The sequence below is a fragment of the Pandoraea cepalis genome (assembly GCF_902459625.1).
In the GTDB taxonomy this organism is placed as follows: Bacteria; Pseudomonadota; Gammaproteobacteria; order Burkholderiales; family Burkholderiaceae; genus Pandoraea; species Pandoraea cepalis.
In genome coordinates, this window is sequence record NZ_CABPRY010000006.1 from 40416 (window position 1) to 59001 (window position 18586).

An 18586-nucleotide genomic window follows, 5' to 3' on the forward strand; every position below is an offset into this window, starting at 1 on the left:
CGCCGATTCTTCCGTAGTGCCAGCACTCAGTTCGCGCTGGTGAGACGATGATGCATGAGAAACATAGGTGCCGGCTCCGCAATGACGATGGCCAGCTGATAGAGGAGCGCGGCAGTGCTCAGGCGCGTAAAGCCAGAGTCGAATGCGTCGGTTTCGGCGCCTCACTCATAGCTCTCGCGGTTTGATATACCTCGCGGAAATTTCATGGTGCCTCAACGTTTCAGCAGTCAGTAGCGTCCAGATAGTCATAGCTTCACAAGCATCCCTGCTCCTTTTCCGATCTCAAGCGAGCCGCAGCTTCGCCGCAATTTCGCTTGGGTTCAGGTCGGCGACAAACACTTTCTCAGACTGGCCGCCCGCGGTCGCAAGAAACACGTCGCACCCAAACGAAAGCGAGCGCGATTCAATCGCCTGTACGGCGCTTGGTCGAATAAGGCTGTTGCCGACCTGAACGAGAATTTCAGCCCCATCGCTTCGTTCCCGCCGCACCACCATGCCATCGTCAGCGATGACGAACCGGTATTCATCAATCGTTTTCGGATCGGCGCATAAGGCGTAGGCCTGTTCCAATTGCCGACCCGAAAGCTCCGAATAGAGTGTTGTTTTCATCGATTTTTCCTATCCTTCTCGACTCACTGAACAACTGCTCCGTCGTGCTGATAGACCAGCACCTCCCCTTCTCCGAGGAAGGCCGAACGATCTCCGCCGTCAAACCACACGCATACCGTTTCCGTCATCTGAATCTGGGCACCAGCGAGTGGCTGGCCCATCAAATCTTTGAGTGGGAAATCGCAGTCCTTCGTGTGTCCAACAATCGCCGATAACGCCAAATCGATCTCGTCGTCATGCAAGGCACCAATCCTGTAGCCGTCAGATGTAAAGCGCCACAGGATACGTCGTTGAATGTTGTTCATATGTCTTCTATCGCGGTTATGGCAACCAAGCATGGCTAGCAATTTCTTTCGCGCCCGCCGGCGAAAAACCGCCTAGCTCGATGAGATTGAGCTCCAGTTCTTCCGGCGTCGATGCATCTACATGCATCGTGTCGTCCGCTGACACAGGCGCACCCGCTATCACGCCCGGAACATCGCCGCCAAGAATTTGATCCTCACCGTAGTTTGTTTCGACCCGCAGCTCGCGGGCCCCGTCGTCGTCGTTGTATTCCTTCAACTTAACCGGCCGATCGTCAACTGTTCCTGCGAAAACTGTCTTCCACATGGACTATCCCTTTTGGATTACGCTGGCTACCGGCCGGCACGCGGGCGCAGATTGCGCTTTCTTTTTTTCCGATCAAAGGTGGTAGTGGTGCGCAGCGACCTGGGAGTAATGGCTCAATGCTTGGGCCACCTCTGCGTTCAACTGGCCCGAGCGAACAGTGAACTCACTAACTTCGCCCGAGGAAGGCGGGATGCCGTTTTCGAGTCGGTCGTGCCATGCGGTCGCGTACGCTACCGCTTCCGTTAGGCGCGCGCGATAATCTCTTAGTGCCCTATCAAGGTCTGCCTGACTGAAGTCACTCATAGCTCGCTTCCTTTTTTCCGATCAGGACTTCAGTGAGTCGATCCGGGCGTAGATCCGGTTAAGCTCGCTCTGATAGACGCGGTTCTCTTCGTCGTTGGCGTCGATCTCAGACGCCAACAGATTCGCGCGCTCGTTCAACTGCTCAATGGTCATGCTCTCAATCGAGTCCATTCGTGCTCTCCTATTTTTCCGTCCTGTTGTTCAGACCGACGGTGGCGTCGGCGGCGTTGGGTCGCAGCAGTGTGTGGGAAACTCCCAGCTTGCGTCTTCGAGCTTCGGACCGCTCGCGTAAAACCACTCGAAGTCGTCTCCGCGATCCGCTGTAGCCAGCCGAGGGTTCTCCCAAGAGGGCGCCCATAACCAAAGCGCCCTTCCGGCGAACCACTCTTCGCCATCGTCGAACTCGCGCCAGTTGCTCAGTTCCATTTTTCCGTGGTTTTCCTAAAGCACTGACGGTCGCAGATAGACCTTGTCACTGCTTCGATACTTCCGAAAGAATTCGGCCAAGAATGACCTCACCGCATCGTAGTCGTTGAGAAATGCCATGACCTCTGGATCGCTCCCATCGTCTTCGGGAAGGTCATGGTTGACGAAGTACTGCAAGGCCATCTGCCACTTGACGTCCTCCTCTTCCGTGATTTGGTAGTGCCCTTCCAACCACTTGTACTCGTCTGATGTGCCTTCTAATCCCGGATCTCCCCAGACGCGCTCCATCTCGTCGATGATGGAATAGAACATCGAGGTTTCAATTCCGTCATCGTCTTCATCTACAGGTGAGGTCATGACCTTTCCTGGTGCTTTGCGTGAAGTGTCATATGCGCACCGTTCCAGTATCTGACATCGAGGTGCACCCGATGGATTCGACTCCTCTCCGCGATTGCCTGTGCGAGCGTTTGCCAGCGATCGCTAAGCTCCGGCGTTAGGCCTATCACGGTCTTCCAGCGTGGCGGGGTTGGATCCAGCTTTGCTGCAAGGGCATCCAGCTTCAAGCCGGCGGCCACGTGGCTGTCCAATGGAACCTCCATCCAAGCCTCGATTCGACCGAGGCCATACGCGTCACACACAAAGCGGTTGTACGCGCAGTTCCGCAGGAAGATATTGACGAACTTGCGCGCGCTGCCCCAATGCCGCGCTTGCGCAGGGAGGTTCGCGATTAGATCGTCGGTCATTTCATCAAGCTTCTTGCGAAAGGTCTTCGGCGCGTTCGCCTTGACGGATCTCAGGTCGTACGTTTGCAGGAACGACCTCGCTGCTTTGATCGTTCCGGGAGGTCCCATTCCGCGAGCCGTCGAAGGACTAATCGCAGTCCTCCCTAAGCGATCTTGGAGAAGTGTGAGCATGTGCTTGTCCATATATTTTTTATTTTTCCGTGGTTATCACCGCATGCGGTCGTTCGGGTTGGGATACCGTTGCAACACCTCCAACCCCGTTAGCGCGCATGGATCGATTGTGTACTCTTCCTCGCCCAGCCATCTACTGTGTTTCCCCGGGCCTGAAATGAGGGTCGGCAGGGATTCATGTAAAACCCAGCAGAAACGACCCTAAGTCTATGATTCCATTGGGATTATGGTGGCATCGAAGTTCAAGGGGCCAATCTTCCGCCGAAAATCCAGCGTGTAGTCACCAAACCGGTTGATGTGCGCCGTGCGGAACGGCGCCAGGCCGCCCAGGATCTCCAGCGTGATCTCGGTCCCCTCGTCGCGAAGCTCCTGCAGCACCTTCGTCATGCCCACCACGTTGTGCAGAATGATCATGTTGGCCACCAGGTGGTTGTACTTGATCACCTTGCGCTGCTCGTGCCGGATGTTCTCCGCAATGATCCCTTCTCCCCCAAAAAATGACCACTGAGCAAAGCCGTTGAACTGCTCGCTCTTATTGGTTTCGGCATGGATTACCTTGCGCAGCCCGACATCGCCGATGTAGCTCAGCAGGAACATGGTCCGGATGACCTTGCCAAGCTCTACAAACGCGAAATACAGCTTGTTCTTGCGGCTGTAGGTGCCGAGCCGGCGCAGGATCGCCGACGGCGTGATCTTGCCGGTCTTGATGGAAACCGCCACCCGCAGCATCGCCGGCAAATGCAGCTCAATCAGCCGCCAGTCGATCACATCGCTGAACAGCGCATTGATGTTGCGGTAAACATTGCCCGGCTCCGGGCGATGGAATTTGAGGTCTTGGATGCCCCGGATGCGCGGCATGAGCTGGATGCCCAGGAGGTGCGCCAGCGCGAAGACCGGGTAACTCTGGGCCTGGGTGTCCCCGTGAATCGTGTCCGGTCGAATGTCCGATTCGTTGGTCATCAGCCCGTCAAGGATGTGGATGCCCTCATAGGTGCCGCAGGAAATGAAATGGCTGAACAGCGCGATGAACTTGTCCGATACATGGTAGTAGCCGATACCGCCGTACCCACCATAGCGGATATGGTGCTCGGACAGTAGGTTTTGCTCGTAAAGATTCCACTTGGTGCCGTCCGCCGACGCGTGTTTGCCCGTGCCCCAGTAGCCTGGCAGCTCAAACTTGTTGTAGGCGTTGATCACCTTGACAATGGCCTTGTCCAGGAGGTCCTCGCTGACGTATTTCAAGTTCAGCCAGGAAATCTGCCGGCGGCTCAGACCTTTGATCGATTTGGCGGTCTGCACGGGCCCCAGGTTGCAGCCGTAGCAAAACAGCGTCGTGATGACGCGCATGCGCAGATCCTCCAGGCGGCTGTCGGTCCCGGCGAGTGGCCGGAACAGCTTGTGCAGGTCCAACCAGCGCTCGGTGTCGATCATGACGTCCACGATGCTGGCCGCCTCCATTCGCTCGGTGATCAGGGCGTCGATCCGCGCGGCCGCCTCGACGATTTCTGAGCGCGGCGGTTTCCGCAGGATCAGGCGGCCGTCGACGATCTCGGCATGGGCGTTTTCCGGGAAAGTGGCGTCGATGTCGTGGGCCCGCTGGGACATCGCCGATTTGAGCATCGCCACAAAGGTGCCGGGATCTGTCTCGATGCCGGTGACCTGGCCATAGTCGCCCACTTCTCTTTCAAAGGTTTCGTCATCGACCAACTGCTCGCGGTAATCGTCATAGCGCTCGCCGTACTTGATGAAGAGATCGCCCGACTTCAGGTCGTCTTTGACAGCATGCATGACCGCCAGTTCAAAATACCGGCGGTGGACAGCCTCCGCCCGGCCCTTGCCGGATGGACGGACCAACACCAACCGCTTCCACTGGCCTGACATCCAGCGGAAATCCTTGTCTTCAGTCAGGCCCAGCATGTCCAGCGGCACGATGTCCGCACGGTTGTCGCGCAGCTTGTAAAGGGCCTCGATCAGCCGCTCCGCTACCTGGTCCTCGCTGCTGGCCTTGGGCGAGGCGATGCCGATGCAGTTGAGCAACTGGGCCCGGACCATCTTGTAGGGCTGCAGCAGGAAAGGCAGATGGTTGCGGCCCGCATAGGCCAGGTGCTGTTCGCATTCGTTGAGCAGCTCGTCCACGTCGGCCACCAGGGTGGTGCCGATGGCGTCCACACGCTGCGTGTCGGTGCCCTCCAGCTGGTAGGCGCCCAGGATGTCTTTGAGCTGGCCAACCAGCATGTCGGTTTTTTGGACCCGCTCCTGCTGGAACGAGAGCAATTTCTGCCTGGCATTGTTTTCCAGGTTCTGCATCAGGCGAATAAACAGGTCCGCGGCATCGTCCAGGGACTGGGCATGCTGCGCCCGGATGAAGATCACCGCCAGGGCGTAGCGCTTTTGCGGCTTGAGTTCGGCCATCTCGGCCGCATTGAGGGCGCGCGCCAGGTGGCGAAACTGTTTGAGCTTGGGCACCGGCACGTCGGGCTTGGGAAGCTGCTCCACCAGGTACTGCAAGCGCCGGATGTGCTGGATGTAGGTGCGCGTTTCCTTGTTGGTCGGCCGCTTGGGTTCGCGTTTGAGCATTTGCCAGGCAGAAACCGACTCGCCCGTGGCGGTTTTAAGCAAACTGTCGATCAAGGTCCGGGTATGGGCTGTCAGCTGGTTGGTGATTGCGGAGAAATACCGGTTGTTGCTCTTTTCCCGGGCTCGATACGCCATCCGGTCCAGCGTCGAGAAGGCGGGCAGCTCGTAGCGATGGTGGACCAGCTCCTCCAGCATCACGTTGATGATGTCGGCCACCGCGTGTTTGGTCTCGGCCGCCGTGTCGGCCACGACCTCCAGCCAGGCGTGGCCCCCCGGGTTCATAGGTTTGACATTGAGGTGCCGGCGTAAGGTCGCAAACAAGGCGGTGCGCGAGCCCGAGGCCTCGAAGCGCTTGAGGTCCGCCGCCGGGGGCGGCCTAACCACGCCCACCTGCTGCGCAATGTGCTCCCGGATCACCGGCGGCACTTCGGCCAGGGAGATGAAATAGCCCAGGCGCTGGAAGACTTTCAGGTGGATCAGTGCCGCCATGCGCGGCAAGGCGCGCTTGCCGATGCCGGCAGCCAGGAGTTGTTCATCCTTGGTCGGTGTGTAAAGCTCCGCCAGCTCACGGGGTGTCGGATCGGGTTTCAGGCTGGGATAGGCCGTCTCATGGAGCGTGGTCATTCGCGGGGACTACCCCGCCTGGCGGCAATGCTTCCCATCGCCTCAATCCCAGTAGGTGTCGGTCGCGGGTTCGTGAAATGAGGTTTCCAGCAGGCACTGGTTGTCCTCGGCGATGCGGTACATGTCATCGAGCAGCGTGGCGATCACCTCGTCCAGCAAGTCACGTGACAGGTAGGGAACTGCGAGCTCGTAGAGCGTTCCCTCGGTGTTCAGGCGTTGCATGGCGAAACGCTCAAAGCAGGTCTGCTCGATCAGCCGGTGACCGCGAGCCAGGCCGCGCGACTGCTTGCTGAAGCGGGCCAGCACCAGCGTGACGCGCAGGACTGCCATGGGCGTCGTTCCTTCGGCCGGTGGGCGGGGCGCTTCGATTTGTTCGGTCAACAACAATGGCAGTAGCTGCGGAACTGCCGGTGCCAGGGCCGTCAGGCCCTGCTCGAACCGGGCCTGCAGGCTGGAATCCGACGCATCGAGGTAGCGCATGGCCGATTTGACATCCTTCCAGCCGACGTATTCCATCAGTTCCTTGATGTCCCAGCCGCTGGCGCGGGTCCAGCCGGCAAAGCCGCGGCGCAAGGAGTGGCTGCTGTATTCCTCGGGCGACTCGACACCGGCTTCGGCGAACAGGCTGCGCAACAACGGAATCAGGCTGTCGGCATGCAGACTTTCGTCGGCCACATTCCCCCAGCGGTCGATCTTGCGGAACACCGGACCCTCGGTCAACCCGGCCAGGTCGATCCAGGCATTGAAGGCCGTCACGGGACATAAGCGGGACAAGGCTGGGCATTTGAAAACACGGCCCTGCAGCTGCCGGTCGCCTTTGGTGCGGCCCAGGTAGCACGCCATGCCCTGGCCCGGCGTCACCTCGATGTTCTCTACGCGCAGGTTGACCAACTCGTCGGAGCGAAAGCCGCGCCAGAACCCCAGCAACATCAGGCTGCGGTTGCGGGTTTGGCGCAGCAAGGCCGGCCGGTCGCCGGACCGCTGGGCGTTGCCAATCGCGACATCGAGCCACTGGTCGATCTGCTGGAGCACCGCCAGCTCCAGGGGGCGCGCGCGCTTTTCTGGCACGGCGTGAATTGAGCGAATGCCTTTAAGGACCTGGCGCACCAAGGGCGACTTGGTGGGGTCCGCAAAACCTTGGTCGGCATGCCATCGGGACAGTGCCGCCAGCCGCTGGCGAAGGGTGTTGATGGCCAAGGTAGGCGCGTAGTCGGCGAGGTAGCGGGCGATGGCGTCAGCCGTCGAGGGCAGGAGGCCTTTCCACTCTATTTCAAAATGTCGTATGGCCGAAGCGTAGCTCCGACGCGTGTTGTCGCGCTCAGCGGCTTCGATGTAGTCAACAACACGATTCATTTCAGTTTGTTTTTCGCCTGTCCATTAGCGTGGCTTGCCCCGCTCCGCCAGCAGGTAGCCAGCCATGATGGTGCCGAACAAATCGAAGCGCCCCGCCGGGCGCAGGGGGTACAGCAATTGGCGCCAGTTCCATGCACGCACCAGTTGCTCGGCCAGGATGGACACACGCCCGTCCAGCCATGGCAAAGGACTGAACTTGACGCCGGTCTCCCAGCCGTCGTTGATCGAGGGCGCGAGCTTGCGCGTCTGCGTGCGGTAGGCATCGATACCGGTTCCGACCTGAAGTATGCATTGGTGTTTCATGCGATCTCACAAATTCTCAGAAGGCACGAAAATATCAATAGCGACAATGACTTATCGTCCATCTATGTCTCAAGCGATCTAAGGATTTTTCTTGACAGCGCGACCATTTGGGGGCCTCATTGGGGGCCTCGCCAATCAAAAGGCCCCCAATGCTCACTACCGTCAAGATCAAGACAGCCAAGCCCCAGGAGCGCCCCTACAAGCTTGCGGATAGCGGCGGGCTCTACCTGCTCGTCCAGCCCAATGGCTCGAAGCTGTGGCGCTACAAGTTCCGCATCAACGGCGTCGAAGGTAAACGCGCACTGGGCGCCTTTCCGGAAGTCAGCTTGGCGGATGCCCGTGGGCTCCATGCAGAGGCACGGCTGTTGGTAGCCCAAGGCACCACCCCCTTGCAGGCACAGCAAGACAAGGAGATCGCACAAGCGCAAGAGCAGTTGGAACGAGTCAAAGGAACGTTCTCTGCCATCGTGTCGGACTGGAATACAGCGACGTCGGCAGACCTGCGAGCGTCTACGGTGAAGCAGCGCAACCGCGAGATCGACAATGACTTGCTGCCGACACTGAAGAATCGAGCGATCGGCAGCATCACGCGGCTCGAACTGACCGCGCAGTTGAAGGTGGTCGAGCAACGCGCGCCGGAGGTCGCACGCAACCTGCGCAATCACTTGTGGGGCATCTTCGAGTACGCCATCGATTCAGGACTGATCGAGAACAATCCGGTTCCACCCGTGCGCGTGATGAAGAAGCGCACCCAGACCAACCACCCTGCCCTGTCCGAAAAGCAGATCGGCGTCTTTCTGCGGACGCTGGATGGCAGCGGCAGGATTAACGAGGAAACGCGCATCGCGATGCTGCTGGTGCTTCTGACCGCCTGCCGCAAAGCCGAAGTCATCGAGGGCCGATGGGATGAAGTGAATCTGAAAGGCGCGCAATGGGAAATTCCTGCCGAGCGAATGAAGGCCAAGCGCGCTCACTGGATACCGCTGTCTACACAGGCAGTTGCGCTGCTCACTCGTTTGCATGAGCTTGTGCCCGCAAACAGGGAACACCTGTTCCCCAACCGCGTGGACCCGCATCGGCCAATGGCCAATCGCAGCCTGAACGCCTTGATGGAGCGACTGGGCTTCAGCGGGGAAGGAACGCCGCACGGCATGCGCGCGTCGTTCAGCACCCACTTCAACAGCCTCGGCGGCAACATCGACGTGATCGAACACTGCCTCGCGCACGTGCCGGCGAATGCCGTGCGTGCGGCCTACAACCGCCATGCCTACCAGGATGAGCGGCGCGCGATGCTTCAAGAATGGGCGAACCGTCTGGACCAACTGCGCAGGGAATGCGTCCCCATCGAACATGAATGCGGCTCAGCCGCTCCCTTGAATCCCACGAACACGACCGAATCCAAGCCGCGCCACACCCGCACTCGTTCTGCGAGAGCCGTTGCGCGCCCAAGCGTCAAAGCCGTATCGTTGCCGGCCACGGTCGTAGCCTAGCCACGTCGGCGCTCCCCGCAAAAAACAAATCCAATGAAGACCAAACCACTTATCCCGCTGCTCGACTATCTGCGCATTCATGCGGTCATCAGGTCAGTCCTGGACAGCGTCGATGCGCATACAGCCCACGCTTGCATGTTCTTCAGCATCGCGGGCGCTGCCATCCTGCGCGAGTTCTACAAGAAGGATGCCGTGCAGCTCGCCGGTGCTGCATTCTTCCTCGTCAACGAACAACAGCGGAATGTCATCTCTTTCGCCACATTGACAGAAGGACAGGTTCAAAGCTCGGACACGTCGTTTCACGCGTGGATACAGTGCGATGAATATGTGATCGATTTCATGGCGCCGATGTTCCCGGAAGCCTGTACGTCCGCCGGCCACCCGTTCATCGCACCGCGGCGCATGTTTCAGAAGAAGTGGGCCGACATGGCTCCCAGCCATGAGCATCTGGATCAAGAAGGTGATTTCCACCTGGTGCCAAATCCCGAACTGACCGTCAACCTCCGGCAATCGTTTCTGAAGAAGCCTGCCGGGGCAGATCTCGTCAACGTCTGCCTGCACTGGTACCGGAGACCACCGAAATCGATTCTTCCCGAGTTGCGGATGCAAAACGACTTGGGGGAAGTGACTCGGATCAAATTGAACAACAGCGCGGTTTCAGGCGCTTGGTGAATTCACTCCGTGGCTCACATCGATCCCTTTAGTTCGCAGCACATGGAGGCAGCTTGCCGGGTGCTTGCAGACACCGAACGAGGTCTGACGGGCGCGCAGATCGAGCGACTGCTGCAGGAAATCAAAATCGCCGATGTGTCGCCTGGCATCACCAAGTGGAAGCGCCTTTTCAACGCGCTCGCGGAAGCACAAAACCAGCACCAAATCGGCAATCACTTGATCTTGCTGATCAACCTTGCCATGAACCCCGTCAACTACGCGCGCGACCCGGGCGCTTTCCGATGGCGGCGCGATGAGCTGAACGTGGTGCTTGCTTTCTCGGGCTTCTTCGTGCGCGACGATGGCCGCGTGGGTTACGCTGACAAGGCCACGACCCTGGACGCAGCGCGTGCCCGCGCCGGTCGGCTGAAGGCAGCACTGGAAAACCGCAACGTCCATGTCGAAGTGCTCAACTACTGCCGCGCCGAACTGCTGGATGAAAACTACTTCCATGCCGTCTTCGAGTCGACCAAAGGCGTCGCCGAGCGCATCCGTTCCATGTCGGGCCTGACCATGGATGGAGCCGAGTTGGTGAACCGGACGTTTTCGACGCAAAACCCGATCCTGGTTCTCGGTTCTCTCGCCACCGAATCTGAGAAGAGCGAGCAAAAAGGCTTCGCCCATCTGCTGGTAGGCCTCTTCGGCGCCGTGCGCAACCCACTCGCCCATGCCCCCAAGACAAACTGGCCGATGTCCGAACAAGATGCCCTGGACATCCTGACACTGGTATCACTCATTCACCGCAAGCTGGATCGCACGCTGAAAGCGAATACCGCGGCGTTGTAGCGGCTCCCCGTGTCTCCAGAGGATGGGGGTACTACTCTTTCGCGGGTGATCGGCCGGCGCCAAGACAGCCATCACGTAAGCCGTCAGTGCAACTGCTCGACAAGCTCTTCCAACTCGACGAGCCCTGCAGCGCGGCATTCCAGATCCTGCGCAATGGCGAGCATGTCGGTGAGCACGCAGGCCACGCGCCATGTCTGATTGAAGCTCTCGCTCATCTCCGCCTCGCTGCAGTACCCAGCGTGAACTGCGGCCCGATCGATGGGCCGAGGCCATCGGCGCAGATCGAGCGCCGGGTGGCTGAAATACGCATCGCCGAAGTCGATGATGCCAGTCAACTGCCCGGTCTGCGGATCGACGAAGACGTGCTCGAGGCCGGGGTTGCTGTGCAAGGCCACCCAGGCGTCTGCGTCCGGCAAGGCGCGCATCGCGAGGCGCGCCAACTGCAACGGGTCGACCGCAAATGGCCAGGGCTGGGCCGCCCGAGCCACGGCTGCGACAGCGTCGTCGAAGAGGCCGCCGAACCGTGTGCGAACGTCGGCCGCCGTGTGGTCGCCGGGGATCAGGCGCGCCTCGAACACGGGTTGCTGAGGGATTGCGTGAATGCGACGCAACATGCGCCCCAGGTCAACCAGCGTACGCCGGCGGAGGTCACCGTCGAGCCTTGCCGAGTGTATCGGCTCGCCGGGCATGCGCGTCATCAAGGTGTACTCGATCCCGGGCTTGGCAACGCCCCCACCGAGGACTCGTGGAACGCATACGCCCTCCAGGCCTGCCAACTGCTCCAAAAGGAAACGCTCCTTCGCCAGGCTCGTTCGCGCGCGCAGCTGTTGTGGTCGCTGAACCTTCAGGATCAGGCCGTTGTCGATGGCATAGGCGCGCGCTTCGCCGCCGCTCTCGTCGACGGCCCTGACGGCCTTCGCGCCCGCCGCATGCAAGCGCACGATCGCGAGCACCGCGTCGGGATCGAGCACCGGGTCGGCCGCGTCGGGTTGTATGTAGAAGTCCTTGCCCATGTCTGTCCTCCAACGTCAACGTTGATGCCAATCCCAGCCTGCCGTCTCCATGGCCAGCAGCGCGGCGAAGCGACCCCGGCACCGAATCAACTCGTCCGGCGCGCCTTGTTCGAGGATGCGACCGTCCTCGATCACGATGATGCGATCGGCCTCCAGCGCCGTTGACAGCCGATGCGCCACGATCAGAACGGCACGGCTCGAGTCGTGCGCGTCGCGGCGAAGAGCGGCGCGGAACGCAGCGTCGCTGGCGTGGTCGATCGCGGCTGTCGCTTCGTCGAGCAGCAGCACGCGAGGCTGGCGCACCAGCGCGCGCGTGAGCGCGAGCAATTGCCGTTGGCCCGCGGACAACGCGGCGCCGGCCTCACCCGCGTCCAGGGGCGTGTCGTAGCCCTGCGGCAGTGCCCGGATGAACGCATGCGCGCCCGTTGCCTTGGCCGCGGCTTCGCAAGCAGTCCGGGTCACGAGGACGTCGCCCATCGTGAGGTTGTCGAGCACGCTGCCGCTGAACAGTTGCAGCGTCTGCGGCACGACGCCCAGGCGCTGACGGCGTTCCTCGTCCGTCATGGCGCGTGGATCCGCGCCCGCCACGTGAATGTCACCGGACCAGGGCGCATACAGGCCACCGGCGAGGTGCATCAGGCTGCTCTTGCCAGCGCCGGTGCGTCCGACCAGCGCGACGTGCTCGCCTGCGCGAACGCTCAAGGAGACGCCTTTCAGCACGAGGCGATCGGCGACGTAGCCGAAGATCACATCCTTCAACTGGATCAACGGCTCGGGTTCGCTCCTGGCCTGTTGCACGGAATGGGCGGCCGGTGTTTCCTCGACCGGCAGCGCCAAGACCTGGAACACGCGCTCAGCCCCGGACAGCGCGCTCTGCACGGTCTGCCATTCCTCGCCCAGCGTCGTTATCGGCGCGAAGAAGCGGCGAAACAGCAGCACGAAGGCCGTGAGCGTGCCGATAGAAACACCCCAGCCCGCCAGCGCGCCCTCGGCGCCTGCCCACAGCAGGCCGCAGACGATCAGCGACGCCAGGATGGCCATCAGCGGCGTGTAGATCGTTGAATAGCGTGTGGCCGCGAGATAGGCGTGTTGCGTGGCCTGCAGAGCGCCACGAAAGCGGTGCTCGAAGAACCCCGTTCGTCCGAAAGCACGAATGACCTCCGCGCCACCGAGGGTCTCCACGAGTGCCGTGTTGACGCTTCCCACGGCCTCCCGGCTGGCCCGTTCAGCGGCCAATACCCGCAGCTGGAACCAGCGCGTGAACCACAGCAGGGGCGGCACGGCCAGTCCGCAGAGCAGCGTCAGCGAGGGACTGAGCACGAGCATCGTCACCGTGATCGTGACCAGTCGCACGAGGTCGGCGACAAGGCTCGCGATGCCCGACGAGAACAGGCGGTCGATGGTGTCGATGTCTGCGGTGCAGCGACTGACGGTGTCACCCAACGGGGTCGTGTCGAAGTAGCGCGCAGGCAGCCGTTGCAGATGGCCAAACAGGCGCGCGCGCAGGTCGCGCAACGCCCGTTGGGCTGCGATCGCGGTGCCGTACGCAGACGCGAAGCCCAACGCCTGCTGCCCGGCCACGACCAGCAGGTAGAGCACGCCCAGCAGCATCAGGCCGTCGCCACGGCCCACGGCCAAGTGGGCGTCCACGGCCTGCCGCACGAGGAGCGGCGGCAGCACCTCCAGCGCCGCACCGGCAAGCACGCAGGCTGCGATGGCCACGAGCAGGCGTCTCTGCGGCGCCAGTAGCGAGCCCACCTGGGCGGTCGTGAGTCCTCGGCGTGTTGTCGGTGCCGGCTGTGACTGTGTTGCGGTCATGCGTCCTCCGGCTGTGCCATCGCGACCTGCGCCGCGTAGATCCGTGCATACAGGCCGCCCGCCAGCATCAGCTGTTCATGAGAGCCTCGTTCGACTATGCGTCCTCCATCCAACACGACGACGAGATCCGCCTGCGGGAAGGCCGCCAGCCGGTGCGAGCACAGGACGATGGTGGCCTGTCGCGCGGCCGGCGCCCCGCGGCCGAACTCCGCGCGCAGGCTGGCAATGATCTGAGCCTCCGTCGCGACGTCGACCGCCGAGAACGGATCGTCCAGCACCAGCAGCCGAGGTCCCGCCGCCGCCGCGCGTGCCAGTGCGACGCGCTGCCGCTGACCGCCGGAAATGCGAATGCCGCGCTCGCCGATCTCGGCATCGACGCCGTGCTCGAAGCCCGAAACGTCCTTCGCAAGCGCGGCGATTTCCAGGGCGCTCATCGTGGCGAGGTCGGCCTGCTCACGTCCCATGGTGATGTTCTCGCGCACCGTACCCGAGAACAGGAAGGGCTCCTGCGGCAGGTAACCGATGTCACCGCGATGTCGTGCGGGCGTGTCGCCGTCCAGGGAAACGGTACCGCCGGCGAGCGGGTACAGGCCCAGCAGAGCCTTCGCCAGCGCACTCTTGCCCGAGCCGACCGGCCCGGTCACTGCTACGAACGCGCCTGCCGAAATCTCGAGCGAGACCTGGTTCAGCGCCGTGACGGCGGCGTCGGCGTTGCCGTGAGAGAAGCTCACGTTGTGCAGGGATACGGCGAGCCCGCGTTCAACTCGTGACGCCGGCTCGGTGAGAGTCGAGCGCGGAGTCGTTCCGGCCAGGTAGCCGGCGCGAAACGAAGCGAACCGATGCTCGCCGCGAGCAGGCAGGGCCGCAGCGAGCAAGGGGGCGAGCCGCGCGTAGGCTGCGCCGCCTGCTTGCACCGAGTTCACGAGCTGCGGCACCCGAAATCCGCGCCCGGTGAAGCGCAGAAAAAGGTCCAGATAGGTCACGAACGCCCCCAGCGTCCACGCGCCTGCGATGACCTTTTCGCCGCCTTGCCACAGCACCAGAACGATGCCGGCCGCCATCAGCGTGGTGTAGACCGCGGGCAGGCCGGCGCGGGGCCGCGCCGCCGCGAGATTGGTGTGCGCCTGTGCATCTGCGAGCCACTCGATCCGCGCCTGTGCGGCCTGCTTCATCCCCAGTAGTCTCGCGACGCGGATGCCGGACAGTTGCTCCTGCAGTCCCGCAGTCAACGCGCCGTTGGCTTGTCGAGCCGCCGTCGTGCGTTGGTGGATAAAGCGTCCGGCGGCCCAGGCCAGCACCATCGCGAAGGGCACGGGAATCAGCGCCCGCAGGGTCAATGACCAGTCCAGCACCAGCATGGCGACGAAGAACGACACCAAGAACAGGAGCGTGTCCCAGGTCTCGACGATCACCTCGCGGATACCGACGCCCAGCACTTCGACGTCACCGATGACGCGCGCCATGGTGTCGCCAACAGGCGTGGCAGTCAGCTTTGCCATCGGCCAGGCGAGCACCCCGCGCAGGGCATCCGCGCGCAGATTGGCGCGGATGCGCGCGTTGGCCGTCATCAACCACCAGCGCTTGCCCAGTCGCGGCAGTTCTGTGGCCAGGGTTGCGGCGGCGAACAGCGCGACGGCCTGCAGTAGCGTCGCGCGCGTCGCCTGGCCCTGCGCGAAGTGCGTCGCGGCGTCGATCGCGCGCCCGAGGCACACGGCGGGCAGGACCACGGCCGTGTTCATGACGACGCCTGCCAGGGAGCCGAGGACAAGCTGCCCGGCGGTCTGCCGATAGTAGGGACGCAGTTTCCAGAGGTAGTGCGCCATGTCAGTCGCCTGCGTGCATGCAATCCCTAGCCATTCGCGCCCCCGTTCACGGCTCTCGTTTGGGCATGGGCCGCACCAGCCCCCAATACACCACGAACTGCGCATCGTCCTTGTACTGCAGCTCCTGTCCGTCGCGCAGGACGCTGTAGCAGATCGGTTCGTCCTTGCTGATTTCCGGCTGCAGCAGGCATAGCTGATTGCCTTTGACGGACCAGCGCGCAGACCGCTGGCGGCCGTTCTCCGATCGCTCGACGCGCCCGTCCGCGAAATACTTGTGCCCCCAATGGTGTTCATCGGTCACATACTTGCCGCTGATGGTCGCACGAATCTGCGGGCCGGTCAGCGGCACCTCCCTGGCGGTTGCGGCAAGTGCGGGAAACATGGCCCCGGCGATGATGAAGCGCATGAGGTGCCGGGTAGAGCTTGTTGAGAGGCGTTGCGTAACCGAGCTGAAGGTCTTCTTTGTCACTTCGCCGCCTTCTGCGCATCCAGCGCCTTCTTCACTGACTGAGCCAGATCCACGGCCTTGCCCTTTCCCCAGTAGTGCAGAAAGACGTAGCGCGGTTCCTCGTAGGTCATGTGCTGGTGGATTGCCACGATGTTGATGCTCTGGCCACGCATGGTTTTCAGGACCGTCTGCAGTTCGTTTTCATGCATGGCGAAGTCGCCATCGACTACCGCATGCTCATCGTCGCCAGCAAAGGCCGCCCAGGTATTGATGCCCATTTCATTGCCGACGGTGGTTCCATGCATCTTGGCTGTGCGGCCAAGGGTTACTTTCACCATGCCATCCTTGACCTGCGCCTTGCTGCCCAGAATCTCCTCGATGGGCGCAGCAGTGACATGGCTTGGCGATGCGATGTCGCCCGCGAAGCTGCTGGCCGGCGTGCCTTGGGCGGCGCGCACCTGCGCGATGCGGTCGTACACCGCCTTCACGCCTGTGGCGAGCTTGCGTGCATCCCCCATGCCGCCGATGTGCATGAAGAAGACCTTGGGTTGGTCGAAGAAGAAGTGGTTGTGCAGCGCAGTCACTTCCAGGCCGTTGTCCAGCGCGACGCTCATCGCCGGGTTGACTTCATCCTCGAACAGCACCGTATCGCCCATCATCATGGTGGACGAGCCCATTGGCGTGAACGCGGCCCAGGAGGTGAGCCCCATGAACGGTGGCATGGTCCAGCGATCGACATTGATCTTCACGTCGTCGCGTGGCTTGCTGACCTTGAAGACGTTTTCCGCCTGGTTGTAGCTGCCCTTGAGGCCGGTGGCCGTTTCGATGGCAGCGGTGTCGATGGCCTGGGCCATGGCCGGGGCGCCTGTAGTGAGCAGGCCCGCGGCCAGGGCCAGTGTGGAGAGGGTTAGACGCAGCATGGAGTTTCCTTGGTAGTTGGCGGGATGCAGCTCCGGGGGCTGGCCGGAGCGGGTAATCGAGGCAGGTGCCGGTCAATCGAACGGGTATTTCGACGACAGAGGTTCCGGAGTGACCTCGTAGAGGTCTTGGCCGTGGGCGCGCAGCAGATAGGCCTTGCCTTTGCGCAGTACCGTCCAGCATTCGGGCTCTACACCCGTGCTGATGCTTACGCACAATTCCTTGCCCACGATCTTCCAATGCCCCTGGTGCGGCCGCCCCAGTTCAATGGACTTCGTGCGTCCATCGGGAAGGAGGTAAGCGGACCAGTGCGCGCCTTCGGATATGACATTGCCGACGAAGACTGTCTTGATCTGCGCGCCGGTGAGTTCGCTGGGGCCGGGCGCTGCCGATGCCGCCACCAGGCTCAGGGACTGAATGAGTGTGGCGAAGGCAAGACGGGGGATTGCGGACATTTGGTGCATTTTCAGTTGGGCGGATCAGGCTGGCATGACCGGCGGCCAGTTGTGTGTCTCGGCCTGGCATGCGCGGCACCACGCATAGAGGGCGTCGTACATCACCATGCCGTGCTGGAGCATTTCGTGGTCGTCGCTAAAGTTGTGCGACAGCCCGAGCGAGAGCGCATAGAGCCCTGCTGATTGCGGCGTCAGGTCGAGCCGGGAGGTGTCGGCGCCGCGCACGATCTCGGCCAACTGGCGCAGCGCTGGGTCGTCCAGGTGGTACTTCGACAGGAAGGAATCGAAACTGCACAGCTCGCCCACATGGCTTAGTTCGACATTCGGGATGTCGTAGGGGATGGCGCCGGTAGCGTTGGCGGTTTTCAGCACCTCGCTGGCCGGCACATAGAGAAATTCCGCCTGCTGGTCGATGAAGCGCGCAACCAGCCAGGGACAGGCGATGCGGTCGATCTTGGGGCGTTCGCGTGTAATCCACTTCATGGTGCTACTCCTTTGCTTCAAATGTCACGCCAGCAGCGCGACAGGCTTCGATGCCTCCGGCCACGAAGCGTGCATCGAGGCCATGCGCTCGTAGCGCGAGCGCCACCGACTGGCTGACTTCATGGCCGTGCACGCAATACACAAGGACGGGTTTAGAGGAATCGATTTCACGGCTCCAATTTGCCAACTGCACGGGATCGCGCCGAATGGCCCCGGCGATGCGATCAGGCGCTTGTGCGTAGCCTGCCGTGCGTCGCACGTCGATCAGTTGGAGGTCACCGCCGACTTTCTCTGGTGCGGCCGACCAGGGCAGTGCATCAGCCTCGATGGCGGCAGCGTAGCGCTGCATCACGGCATTCCAGCGGATGTTTTGCATGAATGCGTCAACATACGCGGCCGCCTTGGCACCGAAATCCATGTGGTAGGCGTGCTCGTACATGTCCAGTGCCAGCAGCGGTGTGGCGCCGGCCAGCAGGTTCGTATGGTCAGCCGCCCAATGGTTGATCAGCCGCGCCTCGCGTGTGGACCATGACAGCAGCGCCCACCCCGAGCCGCCGCCCATGGCCTTGGCCAGTGCGGAGAATTCCGTGCGCCAGCGGTCAACGCTGCCAAAGTCGCGGGCCAAGGCAACTGCCAGGCCGGAGTCCGGCAATGCACCGTCGCCTCCCAGCGTGTCGAAGTACAGCTCGTGGAGCCAAGCGGAATTGGCGGCGATCAGCTCTTCGCGCTTCAGGCCATTGATCATGAAGACCGGAGCGGTCGGCCAATCCAGGTGCGCCAGTTGCTGGCGAATAGCATCCAGGCGCTTGACTGCACCGGTGTAGTTGTTCGCGTGATGGCTGAGGATGAGTTCCTCGGACAGCCCGTTGAGGGCAGCGAGGTTGATGGTAAGGGGGCGTAGTTGTAAATCCATTGGAGTGTTC

General features: G+C 61.9%; 21 protein-coding genes. 3 read left to right on the plus strand and 18 right to left on the minus strand.

Annotated elements, in window-relative coordinates:
• Window positions 1-282: 282 nt before the first annotated feature.
• From PCE31107_RS13955 to PCE31107_RS13995, 10 genes are all read right to left on the minus strand, one after another.
• On the minus strand, window positions 283-609 hold the full coding sequence (locus PCE31107_RS13955) for a hypothetical protein (RefSeq protein WP_150609199.1): 327 nt from the start codon (window positions 607-609) through the stop codon (window positions 283-285).
• Window positions 610-632: 23 nt separating this feature from the next.
• Window positions 633-914, minus strand: a complete 282-nt coding sequence (locus PCE31107_RS13960) for a hypothetical protein (protein WP_150609201.1) — start codon at window positions 912-914, stop codon at window positions 633-635.
• 16 nt (window positions 915-930) lie between these two features.
• Entirely contained in the window at window positions 931-1218 is a 288-nt protein-coding gene (locus PCE31107_RS13965; RefSeq protein WP_150609203.1) for a hypothetical protein, read from the minus strand.
• 324 nt (window positions 1219-1542) lie between these two features.
• A complete protein-coding gene (locus PCE31107_RS23385; protein WP_174966668.1) occupies window positions 1543-1692 on the minus strand; it encodes a hypothetical protein in 150 nt (49 codons plus the stop codon).
• A gap of 30 nt (window positions 1693-1722) precedes the next feature.
• Window positions 1723-1947 carry a hypothetical protein gene (locus tag PCE31107_RS13970; protein ID WP_150609205.1) on the minus strand — a complete coding sequence of 75 codons (225 nt, stop codon included), beginning with the start codon at window positions 1945-1947 and terminating at the stop codon, window positions 1723-1725.
• 15 nt (window positions 1948-1962) lie between these two features.
• Window positions 1963-2304, minus strand: coding sequence for a hypothetical protein (locus PCE31107_RS13975; protein WP_150609207.1), 342 nt, complete (start codon window positions 2302-2304; stop codon window positions 1963-1965).
• Window positions 2301-2861: a hypothetical protein gene (locus PCE31107_RS13980; RefSeq protein WP_150609209.1), complete on the minus strand. Its 561-nt coding sequence runs from the start codon at window positions 2859-2861 to the stop codon at window positions 2301-2303. The genes PCE31107_RS13975 and PCE31107_RS13980 overlap by 4 nt, the downstream gene beginning before the upstream one ends.
• Before the next feature lie 207 nt (window positions 2862-3068).
• Complete coding sequence (locus PCE31107_RS13985; RefSeq protein ID WP_024815559.1) at window positions 3069-6062, minus strand: Tn3 family transposase; 2994 nt, start codon at window positions 6060-6062, stop codon at window positions 3069-3071.
• A 42-nt stretch (window positions 6063-6104) separates the two neighbouring features.
• Window positions 6105-7415 (minus strand): site-specific integrase, encoded by a 1311-nt coding sequence (locus tag PCE31107_RS13990; protein ID WP_024815560.1) that lies wholly within the window; start codon window positions 7413-7415, stop codon window positions 6105-6107.
• A 24-nt stretch (window positions 7416-7439) separates the two neighbouring features.
• The gene (locus PCE31107_RS13995) at window positions 7440-7718 is read right to left on the minus strand and encodes a hypothetical protein (protein ID WP_150609211.1); all 279 of its coding nucleotides are present in this window, start codon (window positions 7716-7718) and stop codon (window positions 7440-7442) included.
• A 149-nt stretch (window positions 7719-7867) separates the two neighbouring features.
• Here PCE31107_RS13995 and PCE31107_RS14000 point away from each other — a divergent pair, with 149 nt between their 5' ends.
• From PCE31107_RS14000 to PCE31107_RS14010, 3 genes are read left to right on the plus strand one after another with little or no spacing between them, the layout of a single operon-like run.
• Window positions 7868-9208 carry a tyrosine-type recombinase/integrase gene (locus PCE31107_RS14000; protein ID WP_082370866.1) on the plus strand — a complete coding sequence of 447 codons (1341 nt, stop codon included), beginning with the start codon at window positions 7868-7870 and terminating at the stop codon, window positions 9206-9208.
• A 33-nt stretch (window positions 9209-9241) separates the two neighbouring features.
• Window positions 9242-9880: a DUF2026 family protein gene (locus PCE31107_RS14005; RefSeq protein ID WP_054470674.1), complete on the plus strand. Its 639-nt coding sequence runs from the start codon at window positions 9242-9244 to the stop codon at window positions 9878-9880.
• Between the two features lie 9 nt (window positions 9881-9889).
• Window positions 9890-10705 (plus strand): TIGR02391 family protein, encoded by an 816-nt coding sequence (locus PCE31107_RS14010; RefSeq protein ID WP_240503010.1) that lies wholly within the window; start codon window positions 9890-9892, stop codon window positions 10703-10705.
• Window positions 10706-10788: 83 nt separating this feature from the next.
• Here the strand turns inward: PCE31107_RS14010 and PCE31107_RS14015 are convergent, their stop codons facing one another.
• From PCE31107_RS14015 to PCE31107_RS14050, 8 genes are all read right to left on the minus strand, one after another.
• Window positions 10789-11718, minus strand: coding sequence for a phosphotransferase family protein (locus tag PCE31107_RS14015; protein ID WP_047219835.1), 930 nt, complete (start codon window positions 11716-11718; stop codon window positions 10789-10791).
• A gap of 15 nt (window positions 11719-11733) precedes the next feature.
• Complete coding sequence (locus PCE31107_RS14020) at window positions 11734-13536, minus strand: ABC transporter ATP-binding protein (RefSeq protein ID WP_026063012.1); 1803 nt, start codon at window positions 13534-13536, stop codon at window positions 11734-11736.
• Entirely contained in the window at window positions 13533-15359 is a 1827-nt protein-coding gene (locus PCE31107_RS14025) for an ABC transporter ATP-binding protein (RefSeq protein WP_005797782.1), read from the minus strand. The genes PCE31107_RS14020 and PCE31107_RS14025 overlap by 4 nt, the downstream gene beginning before the upstream one ends.
• Window positions 15360-15405: 46 nt before the next feature.
• Window positions 15406-15765, minus strand: coding sequence for a hypothetical protein (locus PCE31107_RS14030; protein WP_005797784.1), 360 nt, complete (start codon window positions 15763-15765; stop codon window positions 15406-15408).
• A gap of 59 nt (window positions 15766-15824) precedes the next feature.
• Window positions 15825-16727: a DUF1259 domain-containing protein gene (locus PCE31107_RS14035; protein WP_005797786.1), complete on the minus strand. Its 903-nt coding sequence runs from the start codon at window positions 16725-16727 to the stop codon at window positions 15825-15827.
• A gap of 72 nt (window positions 16728-16799) precedes the next feature.
• On the minus strand, window positions 16800-17180 hold the full coding sequence (locus tag PCE31107_RS14040) for a hypothetical protein (protein WP_013722014.1): 381 nt from the start codon (window positions 17178-17180) through the stop codon (window positions 16800-16802).
• 24 nt (window positions 17181-17204) lie between these two features.
• Window positions 17205-17663: a chromate resistance protein ChrB domain-containing protein gene (locus PCE31107_RS14045; RefSeq protein WP_005797792.1), complete on the minus strand. Its 459-nt coding sequence runs from the start codon at window positions 17661-17663 to the stop codon at window positions 17205-17207.
• Window positions 17664-17667: 4 nt separating this feature from the next.
• Window positions 17668-18576: a Fe-Mn family superoxide dismutase gene (locus tag PCE31107_RS14050; protein WP_046987170.1), complete on the minus strand. Its 909-nt coding sequence runs from the start codon at window positions 18574-18576 to the stop codon at window positions 17668-17670.
• Between the last annotated feature and the right edge of the window lie 10 nt (window positions 18577-18586).

Coding starts and splice junctions, on each gene's coding strand:
- PCE31107_RS14025 (WP_005797782.1), bottom strand. CDS start 15,359: ATGGCGCACTACCTCTGGAAACTGCGTCCCTACTATCGGCAGACCGCC.
- PCE31107_RS13965 (WP_150609203.1), bottom strand. CDS start 1,218: ATGTGGAAGACAGTTTTCGCAGGAACAGTTGACGATCGGCCGGTTAAG.
- PCE31107_RS14035 (WP_005797786.1), bottom strand. CDS start 16,727: ATGCTGCGTCTAACCCTCTCCACACTGGCCCTGGCCGCGGGCCTGCTC.
- PCE31107_RS14020 (WP_026063012.1), bottom strand. CDS start 13,536: ATGACCGCAACACAGTCACAGCCGGCACCGACAACACGCCGAGGACTC.
- PCE31107_RS14045 (WP_005797792.1), bottom strand. CDS start 17,663: ATGAAGTGGATTACACGCGAACGCCCCAAGATCGACCGCATCGCCTGT.
- PCE31107_RS14040 (WP_013722014.1), bottom strand. CDS start 17,180: ATGTCCGCAATCCCCCGTCTTGCCTTCGCCACACTCATTCAGTCCCTG.
- PCE31107_RS13990 (WP_024815560.1), bottom strand. CDS start 7,415: ATGAATCGTGTTGTTGACTACATCGAAGCCGCTGAGCGCGACAACACG.
- PCE31107_RS14005 (WP_054470674.1), top strand. CDS start 9,242: ATGAAGACCAAACCACTTATCCCGCTGCTCGACTATCTGCGCATTCAT.
- PCE31107_RS13975 (WP_150609207.1), bottom strand. CDS start 2,304: ATGACCTCACCTGTAGATGAAGACGATGACGGAATTGAAACCTCGATG.
- PCE31107_RS23385 (WP_174966668.1), bottom strand. CDS start 1,692: ATGGACTCGATTGAGAGCATGACCATTGAGCAGTTGAACGAGCGCGCG.
- PCE31107_RS13955 (WP_150609199.1), bottom strand. CDS start 609: ATGAAAACAACACTCTATTCGGAGCTTTCGGGTCGGCAATTGGAACAG.
- PCE31107_RS13985 (WP_024815559.1), bottom strand. CDS start 6,062: ATGACCACGCTCCATGAGACGGCCTATCCCAGCCTGAAACCCGATCCG.
- PCE31107_RS13995 (WP_150609211.1), bottom strand. CDS start 7,718: ATGAAACACCAATGCATACTTCAGGTCGGAACCGGTATCGATGCCTAC.
- PCE31107_RS13970 (WP_150609205.1), bottom strand. CDS start 1,947: ATGGAACTGAGCAACTGGCGCGAGTTCGACGATGGCGAAGAGTGGTTC.
- PCE31107_RS14030 (WP_005797784.1), bottom strand. CDS start 15,765: ATGCGCTTCATCATCGCCGGGGCCATGTTTCCCGCACTTGCCGCAACC.
- PCE31107_RS13980 (WP_150609209.1), bottom strand. CDS start 2,861: ATGCTCACACTTCTCCAAGATCGCTTAGGGAGGACTGCGATTAGTCCT.
- PCE31107_RS14050 (WP_046987170.1), bottom strand. CDS start 18,576: ATGGATTTACAACTACGCCCCCTTACCATCAACCTCGCTGCCCTCAAC.
- PCE31107_RS14015 (WP_047219835.1), bottom strand. CDS start 11,718: ATGGGCAAGGACTTCTACATACAACCCGACGCGGCCGACCCGGTGCTC.
- PCE31107_RS13960 (WP_150609201.1), bottom strand. CDS start 914: ATGAACAACATTCAACGACGTATCCTGTGGCGCTTTACATCTGACGGC.
- PCE31107_RS14000 (WP_082370866.1), top strand. CDS start 7,868: ATGCTCACTACCGTCAAGATCAAGACAGCCAAGCCCCAGGAGCGCCCC.